The 14,741-nt window shown below is 60.3% G+C and carries 10 protein-coding genes; all 10 read right to left on the bottom strand.

Annotation, left to right across the window (positions count from 1 at the left end; translation table 11 throughout):
* Positions 1–222: 222 nt before the first annotated feature.
* Positions 223–846 carry a hypothetical protein gene (locus LOY36_RS28220; protein WP_258671673.1) on the bottom strand — a complete coding sequence of 208 codons (624 nt, stop codon included), beginning with the start codon at positions 844–846 and terminating at the stop codon, positions 223–225.
* A gap of 10 nt (positions 847–856) precedes the next feature.
* Complete coding sequence (locus LOY36_RS28215) at positions 857–5,239, bottom strand: RHS repeat-associated core domain-containing protein (protein WP_258671672.1); 4,383 nt, start codon at positions 5,237–5,239, stop codon at positions 857–859.
* Positions 5,240–5,251: 12 nt separating this feature from the next.
* Positions 5,252–5,686 carry a DUF1795 domain-containing protein gene (locus LOY36_RS28210; RefSeq protein WP_258671671.1) on the bottom strand — a complete coding sequence of 145 codons (435 nt, stop codon included), beginning with the start codon at positions 5,684–5,686 and terminating at the stop codon, positions 5,252–5,254.
* Positions 5,687–5,704: 18 nt separating this feature from the next.
* On the bottom strand, positions 5,705–7,642 hold the full coding sequence (gene tssI / locus LOY36_RS28205) for a type VI secretion system tip protein TssI/VgrG (RefSeq protein WP_258671670.1): 1,938 nt from the start codon (positions 7,640–7,642) through the stop codon (positions 5,705–5,707).
* 144 nt (positions 7,643–7,786) lie between these two features.
* Positions 7,787–10,465, bottom strand: coding sequence for a type VI secretion system ATPase TssH (gene tssH / locus LOY36_RS28200; RefSeq protein ID WP_258671669.1), 2,679 nt, complete (start codon positions 10,463–10,465; stop codon positions 7,787–7,789).
* Complete coding sequence (tssG, locus tag LOY36_RS28195; protein ID WP_026331811.1) at positions 10,458–11,510, bottom strand: type VI secretion system baseplate subunit TssG; 1,053 nt, start codon at positions 11,508–11,510, stop codon at positions 10,458–10,460. The genes tssH and tssG overlap by 8 nt, the downstream gene beginning before the upstream one ends.
* Positions 11,474–13,333: a type VI secretion system baseplate subunit TssF gene (tssF, locus tag LOY36_RS28190; protein WP_258671668.1), complete on the bottom strand. Its 1,860-nt coding sequence runs from the start codon at positions 13,331–13,333 to the stop codon at positions 11,474–11,476. The genes tssG and tssF overlap by 37 nt, the downstream gene beginning before the upstream one ends.
* The gene (gene tssE, locus LOY36_RS28185) at positions 13,330–13,842 is read right to left on the bottom strand and encodes a type VI secretion system baseplate subunit TssE (RefSeq protein ID WP_018927413.1); all 513 of its coding nucleotides are present in this window, start codon (positions 13,840–13,842) and stop codon (positions 13,330–13,332) included. Before tssE ends, tssF begins: the two co-directional genes overlap by 4 nt.
* The gene (locus LOY36_RS28180) at positions 13,836–14,261 is read right to left on the bottom strand and encodes a hypothetical protein (protein WP_019650056.1); all 426 of its coding nucleotides are present in this window, start codon (positions 14,259–14,261) and stop codon (positions 13,836–13,838) included. The genes tssE and LOY36_RS28180 overlap by 7 nt, the downstream gene beginning before the upstream one ends.
* Positions 14,261–14,713, bottom strand: coding sequence for a type VI secretion system amidase effector protein Tae4 (locus tag LOY36_RS28175; protein ID WP_018927415.1), 453 nt, complete (start codon positions 14,711–14,713; stop codon positions 14,261–14,263). The genes LOY36_RS28180 and LOY36_RS28175 overlap by 1 nt, the downstream gene beginning before the upstream one ends.
* Positions 14,714–14,741 lie beyond the last annotated feature (28 nt).

Below are 14,741 nucleotides of genomic sequence, written 5' to 3'. Positions count from 1 at the left end.
CGTAATTTTTGAACCCGCCATGTCCAATTCTACCAAATACAATATCTTCTCCAGATCTATTGGCTTTGTACACTTTCCAGTAATCGTTTCCGTGAATGTTGGGCTGGATGGAACCGCCATCTTGGATGGTAATAAATAACCCTAGAGTACGACCGCCTCTCGAATGCTCTGAGTCTTCAAGTGTGGGTAAACACTTGCTCTTCAAGAGATTGATTTTGTCAATCATTCCTCAGGATAAATTTTCAGTTTGCTATTGTCCGTAAGTATTTCAAAAATGGTTAGGGAATCATCTGCGTGATTGATCTCATAAGACCTTTTCGTGAAGGTGCTTCGCCATATTTTTTCAGTAATCGAAGTGATTTTATCGGCGTTGTATTTATAATGGGTTTCGAAGTATTCTCCCGTGTTGTTCAAGCAGTAATGCCCTGTAGCTTTGTCATTCAGAAACTTAATCAGGGAAACCGAGTCAAGGTTGGCCTCTAGGTTGCCGTTTAGCTCACTGCCGAATGTAAGCTCAAGGATTTGATCGGCCTCATGCAAAAAAAACTTTCTATAAACAATCCATTGCTTTTTAATTGTTACGTATTTTGCAAATTTTAACTCGCCTATTATTTTGTTATCTTTATTCAAGAAATAACATTGCCTGTTTTTGGCTGGCTCGGAATCTTTTTTTAAAAAACGTCCAGGCTTACATCCCTGGAGCTCCGACATATAGGGGGCCGGCGAATAGGAAGGCATGATCCCCATGCCCCAGATTGTCGTTTTGTAGTTTTTCTCCATAGACGATATAAGCTCTGAATATTTATCCTTATATTCATTGAGTCGTGCATATAAAAAGTCCTTCATGGGGTATCTCCTACTTTGCTAATGGGAAAACCTTTCCACCGTTGAGCTCCAAGTTGAGTTTATTTAAACCCGACTCGAATCCAGATTTTGTGTTCGCCCCTTTTAGGGTTTCCCATACGTGTTGTTTATACGCATTGCCATGTACTCCTTCCCCAGCATGAGCGGTTGCTGTTGTATTTGGTAAACGGGACTGTGGGTTTACAGGCAGCCATATACCATTTTCTTTCTGATTTATGTCAATGCCAAGTCTGTCCATACGTCTTCTCAACCAGCGCATACGCACATCCTTCGAATTGGACATTACTATATGGTGGGCTCGATAGTTCGAGTTTGGCGCTTTACCCAAACGGCTTCCAAGAACTTTAGCATCGCTCGAGCAACTTAGGCCCAGAGCGTCTATCCAAGTGAATGGGTTAGGTGAGTATTGATAAAGATTGATTCCCCCCGCCAACCCAATCGGATCCGGCGTCGTAAACCGCCCCACATCCGGATCATAAAACCTGAACGTATTGAAGTGCAGCCCTGTCTCCCGGTCCAGGTACTGCCCCTGAAACCGCAGGTTCTGCTCTTCAATGTAATACGGCTCGCGCACCTCTTCTAACGTGTTGCCCCACACCCGATAACTCGCCTGCCAGACGTTGTGGCCGTCCGCCTCGGTGAGCTGTTCCGGCAGGCCGTTGAGGTCGTTGTGGTAGTAGCGGATTTTTTGCAGCGGGCCGGTGCCGTCGACGCGGGCCAGGGGTTCGTAACCTTCGTCTTCGTAGAGGTAGAGGCTGGTCTGTTGATGGCGATGTTCCTGCAACAGGCGCAGGCCGTCCCAGGTGAAGCGGGTTTCGCCGAGAGGGTAGCCGTTGGTGTCGTGTACGGTTTTTTCGATGCGCCGGCCCAGTGGGTCGTAGGTCATTCTGACCACGCTGCCGTTTTCATTGCGCACTTCAATCAACCGGCTTTCGGCGTCGTAACCGAAGCGCTGCAGGCCCCGTTGAGCGCTGCGTTTTTCGATCATCCGGCCAAACGCGTCATAGCGATAACGCTTGTCCTGATAGGTCAGCAGTTTGTTGTGCACCACCAGCCCGGCGCCGGGTTGTGGGCCGTCCAGCAGGTTGGCGGCGGCGTCGTAGGCGAAGGTTTCGCGCTGGCCGTGCAGGCTGTCCTGGCTGGCGATGATGCGGCCAGTGGCGTCGTAGTGCAGCAGTTGGCGGTGTTGCGTGGTGGGTTGCTGGTCGAGTTTGCCGATCAGGTTGTCGGCGGGGTCGTACTCGAAATGTTTCTGCACCGCTGCCGGCATCAGCGATGGCTGGCTGCTGTGTCGGCGTTGGCGTGAGCGTAAGCGCCCGCTGCGGTCGTATTCGCTACGAGTGCTGATCTGGCCTTGGGTGCGCAGCACTTCGCGGTGCAGGCGGTCGCGTTCGAAGTCGCTGATGACCTGGCCGTCGAGGTTGATCTGGTGCAGGTGGCCGCTGCCGTAGTACAGGCGATTGAGCCAGCGGCCGTCGGGCAGTTGGGTCTGGATCAGGTTGCCGAGTTCGTCGTAGTGGTAGTGCAGGTTGCCGGCCGCGCTTTGTTCTTCGAGCAACTGGCCGAGGGCGTCGTAGGCGAAGCTCAGGGTTTGTGCGTTGCCCTGGTGGTCGGTGAAGGTGACGGCGGTGAGCTGGTCCAGTGGGTCGTAGGAGTAGTCGGTGCGGCCATCGTCGGTGACTTTGGCGATCAGCCGGCCGACGGCGTCGCGTTCCAGTTGGTGAACGATGGGAGCGGGGGGCGACTCGGGGACGACGGCCAGGCCGTTGCCGTAAGGCGCCGGAACAGCCGTGACCGCCGCGACGTTATCCAGCAGGTCATAGGTGTAGCGCTTGGCACTGCCATCCAGATCCTGTTGTTCTGTCAGCCGATCCCCTGCATCCCAGGCGAAGCGATAACTTTCGCCATTCTCATTGGTCAGCGCCTGCAGCCGCCCATAGCGGTCATATCCAAACTGCACCTGCCGGCCGTGGGCGTCGGTACGCTGGCGCACCTGGCCGCGGCGGTTGTGTTGATACAGCGTGGTGTGCCCAGCCGGGTCGGTGTAGCCGATCAACTGGCCGGCGACGTCGCGCTGATACTGTTCGGTGCGACCGTCCGGCAATTGGCTGCTGAGCAACCGCCCCTGGGCGTCGTAGCTGAATTGGGTGCGTTCGCCGAGGGCATCGGTGATCGTTTGCAGATAGCCCCGGTTGTCGTAGATGAACCGCGTCGGATAACCCGAGCAATCGATGTGTTCGACCAGTTGGCCGAACGGGTTCCAGCGCAGTCTTTTGCTTTTGCCGGTGGCGTCGATGATCTCGACGACCTGGCCTTGGGTGTCGTAGCGGTAGCGGGTGACATGGTCCAGCGGATCGGTTTCGGCGATGCAGTTGCCGCGCTGATCGTAGCGATATTGCCAGCTGTTGCCTGCAGCATCGGTTTCCACCAGCGGCAAGGCCCAGTGCTCGAGCCATAGGGTCGAGTCACTGCGGCCCAGCGGGTCGGTTTCGCCGATCAGGTTGCCGGCGTCGTCGTAGCTGTATTCATAGCGCCCGCCCAGCGGGTCGGTGGCACTGAGCAATTGGCGTTCGTCGTTCCACTCGAACTGCCAGGTCTGGCCGAGGTTGTCGGTGTACTCGGTGATCTGGTGCTGGGTGTTCCAGTGGCGAGTACTGATGCGCTGCAAACCATCGGTGATGCGCGTGACACCGGCCTTCAGGTCATAGTCGAACTGGTAAGTGTCGCCTTCGTCGGTCCAGTGCCCGACCACGCGCCATTCAAGGTCTTCAACCAACGCCCATTCATAGAAACAACGCAGCCCCGTGGGCAACTGATGCTCGACCATCCGCCGCCCAGCGTCGTAGCTGAAGCGCCGTTGCACCTGGCCGGTGGCATCGCGCACTTCGGCCAGATTGCCCATTGCGTCGTAACCGTAGCTGACGAGTATTTCGCGGTGTTGATCGGGGTACAGACGTTCCACCCGAGCCACACGACCGCCTTCTTGAATCAGCTCGACCTGCACCAGATTGAAAGTATCCCGCAGGCGCACCAACCGTCCGGTTTCGTCATAGTCGAGGTGGATACGGTTGTCGTTGCGGTCGCCCAATTGATCAAGGCGCAGCAGCGCTGTATTGCCCGGCGTCGGATTGAACAAACGGTACACACCGTCATCGCTTTCAATCAGCAGCTGCCCATTCACATGCCGCCGAACACTGAGCCCTTCACCGGCACTGAACACCGCGCCGCCCAGAGGAATCGAGCCCATATCGATGCGCCGGCCCTGCTCATCGGTGTAGACCAGCGTTTCTCCACCCTCCGGGTGAGGCAGGATTTCAACCCGCACCTCGTAGGACACGCTCCAACCCGCGCCGAACAAGCTGTCGCGGCGTTCGTCGCGGCTGTTGTAGAAGCGCTGCCAATCGATCGGCAAGATGCCCGGCAGCACGAAGTCCAGCTCTTCATCGCCTCCCAGCACCTTGGCCCCGGTCGCAGCATGCACCGGGTTCGACGAACCCATGGCGGCGTTGGCCATGGCGCCCATGGCGCTGCTGACAGCCATCGACGTCGCGCCGCCGATCAGCATGCACGGCAGTTTGCTGAAGAACTTGCCCTTGCCGCCCTTGAGCATCAGCAACGCGGTGACCGCCAGCCCCACGCCCGGGGTCTTGCCGCTGCGGATCTCACGCACTACCACCGAACCGCCACCAATGGTCACGTTCGATGAGATCAGCCCGGACGATACGACCTTGGCGTCGCAGGTGGTGCGGTCGCCGCTGCGCACGGCGGGCTGGCCGTTGATGGTGACTTTGTCCGAGCCCTCGGCCAGAAACTGCGGCGGCATCGGCGGATGCTTCATGCAGGTGACCAGGTCCAGTGGCTTGGGCACTGCGCCGGGCGCCGGGGTGGCGACGGTGGGGCGCCACATCTGCGAGAAGAAGCTCTCGGCCATGTCCAGATAGCTGGGCTCGGCTTCGGGCTCGGGTGCCTCCAGCTCGGTGCCGGCCGGCGCGACATGGGACGGAATCGCCCCGGCGGCCCGGGCGGCGGGAATGTTGTTGGTCAGGGTGTTGGTGGAACCGGTGAGAATCGTCGCCTGCACCGTGGGCGGGAACAGCGCATTGCTGAAGCTCTCGCACAGGTTGCTCAGGCCCTTGTCGGCCCCGGTCTTGCTCATGGCAAGGCCGACGATGGTGCCCACCACCGCGCCGAGCAGGAAGCAGCCGAGGCCGCCGGTGGCGACGGTGATGCCCGTGGCCGCCACCACGGCAGCCGTCGCCACCGCGGTGATCGCGATGTTGGCCGCCACCTCCAGCACGCCGCCAAGAATGTCGGCCATCATCGAGGTGTGGTCGAGTGCATCGCCCAGCCGGGCGGCCCAGAGTGCGTCAGACATGCAGGGTGCTCATCAGGCCGGAACGTCGAACAACAGCGAACTCTTGATGGTTGCCCAATGCGCGGCTTCGGCATCGCCGAGTTTTTCCGCCTTCACGTAGCTCAAGGCGAGCATTTTGCGGGTGCCGGGCAATACCAGCGCCAACTGATATTGGAAGACTTTGTCGTTGCCCTTGTTGAACTGGCTGCGCAACTCGATGCCTTCGACCTCCTGGCTGGCGCCCAGGCGCACGGCGACGCCCGGTTGAAAACGCAAGTCCTGCACTTGTTTTTCCAGGCGCTTGAGCTGGTCGTCGAAGTTGCTTTGCAGGGTTTCGCCCTCGGCCAGCAAGCTGCGGCTGACAATCAGCGAGGTGCCCAGTTCGGGGAACTTGAGGATGTTGATCGTCGCGTCTTGCAGCTCGCCTGCCGGCAGCTGGAACTGGAGCTCATTGATGCGGTAAGTCATGGCGCTTGAATCTCGTGGTTAGCCCTTGGGCTTGGGGAATGCGGCATTGATATTGGCGTCGATGCTGGCCTTGACGCCCTGGCCGTCAGGCGTAGCGCCAGGGCCGCCGCCGTTGTTCAGGTGCAGCACGCCGCCGGTGTTGATCTCGGCGTCACCGCTGGCATAGAAGCTGATTTGCACGCCGGTCAGGTTGATCTGGCCGCTGGCATTGAGCTCCAGGATGCTTTCGCCGCACACCAGCCGCAGGTTTTCGCCCACTTCGATGACGTAGCTCTGGCTGATGCTGTCGGTCTTGCGCTGGCCCACCGACAGAATGTCTTCCTGCTTGACGATGCGCAGCCGGTTGTTGCCGATGGTCACCGTCTCGTTATGCCCGATGCTTTTGTTGCGGTCGTGGCCCACCGAGTGGCTTTCATCCACCTCGACCACGATGTCCTGATTGCGCTCGGCATGGATATACAACTGCTCGGCGCCTTTTTTGTCTTCCATGCGGATTTCGTTGAAATTGGCCGGCGAGCCGCCCTTGCTCGAACGGCTTTTCATGCCGCTCTGGGTAGCGTTTTCCGGCAAGTCGTAGGGCACGGTCTGTTCGGCGTTGTAGACGCGGCCGGTGATGATCGGCCGATCCGGGTCGCCTTCGAGGAAGCTGACGATGACTTCCTGGCCGATTCGTGGGATCTGCATCGAGCCCCAGTTTTTTCCGGCCCAGGATTGCGACACGCGAATCCAGCATGAACTGTTTTCGTTGGATTGGTCGTGACGGTCCCAGTAGAAGTGCACCTTCACCCGGCCGAACTGGTCGGTCCAGATTTCCTCGCCCTTGGGGCCGACCACCAGTGCGGTCTGCGGGCCTTTGACGATTGGGCGGTGGGTGTTGGGCAGCGGGCGATAGCTTTGTTGTGCATCAATGCAGGTCAGGCTGCTTTCGAACTGCGCCGAGGCCGCGCCACCGCTGGTTTCCAGGCTTTCCTGGTCAATGTGGTAGCGGGCGCCGACGATCAGGTATTCGCGGTTCTGGTCCTGGCGGCTGAAGCCGGTGAGGCTGAACAAATGACCCGACCCCAGGCCTCGGGCGTTGCCGGCCAGCTCGACCTGTTCGTGCAGGGTCTGCAAGGCTTCGATGCGGGTACGTGCGTAGTGTTCGCCGTCTTCGCTTTGCACATAGGTGCCGGGGTAGTCGTACAGCGGATAATCGCCGGCGGTGTGCGGACGAGGCATGGCCGAGCGAACGTCAATCCGCGCGCCAGGGCGCTGGAAGTCATAGTCGTTGAGTTCCAGCGAGCCCGGCTGGACTTGCTGGGCCAGGTGCCAATCGTAGATGTGATCGCGTTCGCGCTGCTGCTCATTCTTGGGGTAGTAGGGCACCGAGGCATAGCCGGGCACGTTGGCATGGGCGCCGTAGGCATCGGCCAGCACCAGCACATGACGACCCTGTTCATGGCGGAAGAAGTAGTAGATTCCTTCCTGTTCCATCAGGCGGCTGACGAAGTCGAAGCTGGTTTCGCGATACTGCACGCAGTATTCCCACTCGCGATAGGGCCGGCTCAGGGTATCTTCGAAATCCGAGAAACCCAGGTCGCGAAACACCTGCTTGATGATCTGCGGGATGGTCAGGTTCTGGAAAATCCGGCAATCGGACGTGCGGGTCAACAGCCATAGCCAGGGCCGCAGCGTGGCCTGGTAACTGGCGAACTGGCCCTGGTCGACGTTCTGGCTGCAACGGGCAACGATGCCATGGAAATGACGCTCGCCACCGCCGTCCAGTTGCAGGCTCAGGCACATGGGTTTGCCGAGCAGCTGGTTGAGGTCGATGGCGTTGTCCAGCGAGTGCAACTGCAGCTCATAGCTGAACAGCCGCCCCAATTCTTCGTCTCCGCCCATGTCCTTGAGCAACAGCACATCCGGCCCCAGGGGGCTGGTGATCTTTGCCAGGCGTGAGAGTTGCTTGAATAGCATCAGTTATCCCTTGTCACTGCTGGATTCCTTCCGTAGGAGCTGCCGAAGGCTGCGATCTTTTCTCTTGATGTCGCTTGAGTTTCAAGGGAAAGATCAAGATCAAAAGATCGCAGCCTTCGGCAGCTCCTACAGAGGGGTGGCCGCTTAGGCGGCGTCGCTGAAGTCGTAGTGCAATTCGTTATCCCGGGCGCTGATCCGTACGCCTGCCAGTGCCTTGCCTTCGAGCATGCGGGTGAGGAATTCGCGGCTCATGTCCGGCAGCAGGCTGTTGGTCAGGATGGTGTCGATCATCCGCCCGCCGCTTTCGGTTTCGGTGCAACGGGAGACGATCAGGTCGATCACCGCGTCGTCGTAGTCGAAAGCCACCTTGTGGGTGTTTTCCACGCGCTTCTTGATGCGGTTGAGTTGCAGGCGGGTGATGGCCTTGAGCATCTCGTCGCTGAGCGGGTAATACGGAATGGTCACCAGCCGGCCCAGCAATGCCGGCGGGAAAATCTCCAGCAGTGGTTGGCGCAGGGCCTTGGCGATTTCTTCGGGCTCCGGCACGTTTTGCGGGTCTTTGCAGACCTGGGCAATCAGCTCGGTGCCAGCGTTGGTGGTCAGCAGAATCAAGGTGTTCTTGAAGTCGATCACCCGACCTTCGCCGTCCTCCATCACACCTTTGTCGAAGACCTGGAAGAAGATCTCGTGCACATCCGGGTGAGCCTTTTCCACTTCGTCCAGCAGTACCACGCTGTAGGGTTTGCGCCGCACGGCTTCGGTCAGCACGCCGCCTTCGCCATAGCCGATGTAGCCCGGTGGCGCGCCCTTGAGGGTGGACACCGTGTGAGCTTCCTGGAATTCACTCATGTTGATGGTGATGACGTTTTGCTCGCCGCCGTACATGGCTTCGGCCAGCGCCAGGGCGGTTTCGGTCTTGCCCACACCGGAGGTGCCGGCGAGCATGAATACCCCGATCGGCTTGCTCGGATTGTCGAGGCCGGCACGGGAGGTCTGGATGCGTTTGGCGATCATCTGCAAGGCGTGGTCCTGGCCGATGATGCGTTTTTTCAGGTGCAGGTCGAGGTTGAGCACGGTTTCCAGTTCGTTACGGGCCATGCGGCCCACCGGAATCCCGGTCCAGTCGGCGACCACCGAGGCCACGGCCTGGTAATCGACCGTCGGCAGAATCAGCGGCGTTTCCCCTTGCAGGGCGCTGAGACGCTGTTGCAGGTCCACCAGTTTTTCGCGCAAGGCGTGGCTGGTCTCGCTGCCGTCCTCGCTGTCCACCACACCGACGCGCTCGCGCAGGGTGGCGCGGGTGGCGAGCAGTTCGTCTACCAGGGTTTTCTCTTCGGCCCAGCGACTTTCCAGCTCGGCGAGGCGTTCGCGTTCGGCACTCAGCAGGTTTTCGCTTTGGGTTTGGCGGGCGCCGATGACGATGCCGATGGCGTGCTCGCGGGCGATGATCTGCAGCTCGGTTTCCAACGCCTCGATGCGCCGACGGCTGTCGTCCACTTCGGCCGGCACGGCGTGCAGGCTGATGGCGACCCGGGCGCAGGCGGTGTCCAGCAGACTCACGGATTTGTCCGGCAACTGGCGCGCGGGGATGTAGCGATGGGACAGTTTGACCGAGGCTTCCAGGGCTTCGTCGAGGATCTGCACCTGATGGTGTTTTTCCATGGTCGAGGCTACGCCGCGCATCATCAGCAGCGCCTTGTCTTCGGACGGTTCGGCGACTTGCACCACCTGGAAGCGGCGGGTCAGGGCCGGGTCTTTTTCGATATGCTTTTTGTACTCGGCCCAGGTCGTGGCGGCCACGGTGCGCAACGTGCCCCGGGCCAGGGCCGGTTTGAGCAGGTTGGCCGCGTCCCCGGTGCCGGCGGCGCCACCGGCACCTACCAGGGTGTGGGCTTCGTCGATAAACAGGATGATCGGTTTTGGTGAGGCCTGGACGTCTTCGATGACTTGGCGCAGGCGCTGTTCGAATTCACCTTTCATGCTCGCGCCGGCCTGCAACAGGCCGACGTCCAGGCTGCGCAGTTCCACATCCTTGAGCGCCGGCGGCACGTCGCCGGCGACGATGCGCAGGGCAAAACCTTCGACCACCGCGGTTTTTCCGACGCCGGCTTCACCGGTCAGAATCGGGTTGTTCTGCCGACGGCGCATGAGGATGTCCACCAGTTGGCGGATCTCTTCGTCACGGCCGACGATCGGGTCAAGCTTGCCACTGCGGGCTTGTTCGGTGAGGTCGACGGTAAAGCGCTTGAGCGCTTCCTGCTTGCCCATGGCGCTTGGGGCCATGGCGCCACTGGCTTCACCGGGCACGCTGCCGGCGTTGAAACCATCGCTGGCGCTGAGTGCATTTTCCGGCGAGTCGCCGACGTACTCGTCAAAACGCTCGCTCAGGGCCTCGACCTTGATCTTGTCGAACTCTGCCGACAGTCCCAGTAATCCATGGCGCAGGCTCGGGGTCTTGAGGATGCCCAGCACCAGATAACCGGTACGCACCTGGCTTTCGCCGAACATCAGGCTGCCGTAGACCCAGCCACGCTCCACGGCTTCTTCCACATGGGAAGACAAGTCAGTGATTGACGTCGAGCCACGTGGCAAACGATCCAGGGCTTCAGTCAGGTCCCGGGCCAGGCGCGCCGGCTCGACATTGAACTGGCGGATGAGGCGGTGCAGGTCTGAATCCTGCAATTGCAGCAACTGATGAAACCAGTGGGCCAGTTCCACATAAGGGTTACCGCGCAACTTGCAGAACACGGTGGCGGCTTCGATGGCTTTGTAGGCCACGCTATTGAGTTTGCCGAACAACGCGGCGCGACTGATTTCACCCATGCTCTTGGCTCCTTGAGATCTGTGAGGTGTTGGCTTGCTCGGCGTAATGCCGGGCCAGTATTAAGTCCTTGGCATCTTTTGCGGGCTTGCCCACCCAGGTATTGAACCCCAGGCGGAAGCGGCCATTGAGTTGCAGCGTCGGCACTTCGGGCTGTTTCAGAACCAGGTTCAGATCCCAGTCCAGTTCATGGCCCAGGTATTCGGCCACCCAGGCCACCAGCTCATTGAAGGATGGGCTGCCGGGCAACATGCTCATGTAGTCATCCAGCTTGAGCGGCCCCAGGCGAATGCGGAATTTGTGCTGGCGATCCCAGACGCAGCGGCCCAGGCAAAAATCCACGCCCAATTGATGGGCGCTGACGCCCACGCGGCTGCGCTCCGGCAGCACCAGCCATTGGCCGACGTATTCTTCGATCTCCACCGGCAGGCCGAAGTACTCGCCGATGATTGCCTTCAAACCGTCGGGATAGCGGGTTTGTGCCGACAGATGACCGCTGTAATGCAGCTTCGCCGTGTCGGGTATCAGGCCTTGTTTGAGCAGGCTCGGCATGCCTCGACCGCTTAGCGCTGCCAGACGTGCCGACCAGTAGTCATCGTCCGGGCGATCATGGCTGACTGTCGGTCGCGCTTCGGCCCAGGCCCGGTAAAACAGGCTCAGCAGGCGATGATGGAACACATCCAGAAAGCGTTTGCTGGTGCTGTCGGCGTTGTTGCGCTGGCGTTCACGCACATATTCGGTGAGGTGCAGCGGCAACGGGCCGTTGGGGCCGCCGAGGCCAAAAAAGAACTGTTCCAGACGCGCTGGCGAACCGTCGATGCCCGGCTGTACCGAGGCCAGGGTCGCCGGGGCGAAGGTGCAATCGGCCTGTTGCCCAAGGCGCAAGGGGTCATCGGCCAGGCGCAACGAATGGCCCAGGCGCGGAAGCTCAGGCGATTCGCACTCGATGCGCCGTAATGCCTGGAAGAAGTCGTATTCCCAGGGCTGCTGGTGCATCGCGTCCAGGGTATTCACAGGGTCGGACGGCGTCCGGGTTTGGCTTTCCATCGCATGATCTCGCCGCGCTCGGTGGTACGGATCACCGTCTCGGTAAAACTGTTGATCGACACGTAACGTGCCAGGAAGCGCTCGAAGACTGCACCGAGCAAAAAGACGCCCGTGCCACGAAACGCGTTCTCATCGAATTCCAGGGTGATTTCCATACCGCGGCCAAACACGATCGGGCCCGGCATTGGCAAACGTCGGGTGCAGGCTTTGCTGCTGACTTCGCGCAGGCCTTCGATCTGCAATTGCAAGGCTGCATCGTTGTCGTCGCCATACAGGCGCAGCAGCTCGCGCAGGGCGGCGGCGCCCTGGCCTTGCTCGCTGAGGGACAAGTAGTTCAGCGAAAGCTGGCTGATCAACCGCCAGGCCTTGGCGTCGTGGGCATGGCTGGCGCGTGGGCGGCTCGGGCCTGCCACGCAGCGTACCGCCGCTACCGGCGCGCTGTCGGCCAGGGTGAAGTCGGTCTTGTTGTTACCCATGCTCATGAACAGCGGCAGGTCGCGGTTGGTGCACAACGCCGTTACGCCCAATTGGCGCAGGTCGTGACGATAGGGCGCCTGCTGGCTGTCCACCAGACTGACGAAGGTTTCGCTACCGATGTAAGTCGAGCGTGGGCCGTTGCGCCGCTGGTCGCTGGAGAGCATGCGGGGTTCGCGCCGCACTGTGTAATACGCCTGATCGCGGCCGTAGCGAGACGGATCGCGGACGGCGTAGAACGGCAAAAAAGGCTGTTCCGACCCGGTGCCATGGCCGGTGAGGGCGGTCAGGGAATGAATCTCGAAATCCATCGGCCGGGTACGGTCGGCGATCACATGGTGTTCATTCACCCGTTCCGACAAGTGAATGCGATCCAGGCGCTTGGGAAACAAGTTGATTGCCGGGGTGCAGAACGGCAGGAACTGCGCGGCACCGACGCTGCCTTCCAGGCTCGGATCGTGACGGTTGAACAGCACAATCAATTCCAGCTCCTGGCCCTGGCAGCGTTTGACCGCCCGGCTCAACCCGGTGAAGTCGACAAACAGAAAGCGGCGGGGCAGGGCGAAGTATTCCTGCAACAGGCGATAGCCCTGGAAGGCTCGCGACACCACTGGCAACGCGGCGTCGGTATCGTCGAACCCCACGGAGCGCAGTGCATCCTGGGGCAGGCGTTCTACCCAATCGCCGCCGGGCTGACGGGCGAAGACGGCGCAGGCGTTACCCAGCAACTGTTCGTAGAGGCGAAAGGGCTGTTCGTCGGCGCCGTTGAGGTACAGCGGCAGGTTGTCCAGGGCCAGACTGTTGAACGGCAGTTCGGCACCGGTGCGCAGGGTCAGGCGCAGGCCAGCCTTGGCCTTGGGGGCGCTGGCGGCCAGGCGCCCGAGCACGGCGGACGGGTTGCCGAAGTACTCGGCCTGGCTGACCTGCAATGGCCACAACGTCACCGCATGGGCGGTGCGGTATTCGCAGCAGGTTTGGCTTTCGCGACCCAGGGCTGCGCGCAGAACCGTATCCCGGGGCAACGGGAAGCCGCTGCTCAGTGAGCCTTCATCGGGGTCTGCCTGCAATTGCACCACGGTCATCGAGGGTGTCGGCGCCAGGTAATGGGGGTACGCGATTTCCAGCAGGTTGTGGGTGAAGGTCGGGTATTCGGCATCGAGCTTGAGCTGTACCCGCGCCGTCAGGTAGGCGAACCCTTCCAGCAAGCGTTCGACGTACGGATCGGCGCAGTCCATGCCGGACAACGTCAACCGACTGGCGATTTTCGGGTATTCCTGGGCGAACTCCGCCGCGCTTTCGCGCACGTGGTGCAGTTCCTGGTTGTACAGTTCCAGCAGGCGCGGGTTCATGAGTGTCTCCGCTGGTCGGCGTTGACCACTCGCACATGGCCGGATTCCAGGTCCAGGTCGGTTTGCAGCATCAGGCGCAGCGGCACTGGCTGGGCCCAGAGGTCGCCTTCGATCTCGAAACTCAGGGCGTTGTGATTCATCTCGGCGGATGCCCGGGCCCGCACGCGCAGGGTATGGCGCAGAATTCGCGGCTCGAACGTGGCGATGGCCTGGTGGATCAGTGCTTCAAGCGCCGCGATATCGACGTTCGATGCACTGTTGCCGGCCAGGGCTGGCAGCCCGAAGTTGACCACCGAAGTGCCGGCCGGTGTGTGCAGGGTCGCATCGGCGCTGAGCAATGACGTGGTGTTGAGCAGCCACGCCAGGTCCCGCAGCACCGAGGCTTTGAGTTGGGTCAGGGACAGTACGCGCTTGTCGGCGCTTTCCTTGAGGTTGCCTGGGTCGTCGTCGGTCAACCGATCCAGCAGGGACGGTTGCAGGCGATCACGGGTGGCGATGTCGGTTACCACGTAAATGGCGCTACATACATTTTTTGGTCCCCTCCCGTGCCGCAGGACGCAAACGTGTTGACCGCTCCCGCCTCCAGCCCTCCCGGGATCTGGCGGATAGCCTGCATTTTGCTGAGGCAGTCGCGGCTGGGCGCAGGCATGTGCTCGCTGCGCCAGACCGAAAATATCGGGATGTTGTTGAACGTTTCTACGCGCAGTTGCTGTTGTTTATTCAGGCTGAAGCTGCAAGGCCATTCCATGTCCAGCTTCATGCGACTCTGGTCAGGTTTGACCAGCGTGCATTGACCCTGGTCGTCAATCAGGCTGAGTTGCTGCCCAACAAAGACGGCCTGGGTTGTTGGCATCTGGGCATGTTCGGCGCATGCGCTCAGGCTGGTCAGGCTTATCGCCAGGCACATGGCGAGCCGGTGATTTTTCATTATGCGAGCTCCCAGAACCAGACAGCTCTGGATCTGTAAAAGAGGTCGCCGGTTTGGGTCAGGCCCCGATTCCATAGATCAATATGATCGCCAGTACGATTGTCCGCCGACTCCCCTGACTGCTGGAAACAGTCCTTGAAGAAGATAAGCCCGGTCTTGCCCATCAACGTGCGACGCTCCTCGGCGCTGTTACCCAGAATGGTTGGTCGCCCCAGATGATGCTTCCACAACCAGTTCGCCAGCGACTCGGCACCCCGGGCGTGCTCATGTGCACACTTGGGTTCGGTATAGGTGGATTTGTTGACCTTGATGGTCAGCTCTGCATTGAGTGTCGCGCTCATGCGGATAGCACACTGGTTTTCCCAAGGGCCCTCACAGGGCTTGGCGTCAGGATACGTAACCAGAAGGTCGGAATAGGCTTTCCACAAATTGACAAACGAAGGCTTGGCCATGACTCAGACACCGGATGGGAAAGGATTG

Source organism: Pseudomonas sp. B21-019 (assembly GCF_024749225.1).
Taxonomy (GTDB): domain Bacteria; phylum Pseudomonadota; class Gammaproteobacteria; order Pseudomonadales; family Pseudomonadaceae; genus Aquipseudomonas.
The sequence above is the reverse complement of the archived record's forward strand: the minus strand, read 5'-3'. Positions and strand labels throughout refer to the sequence as shown.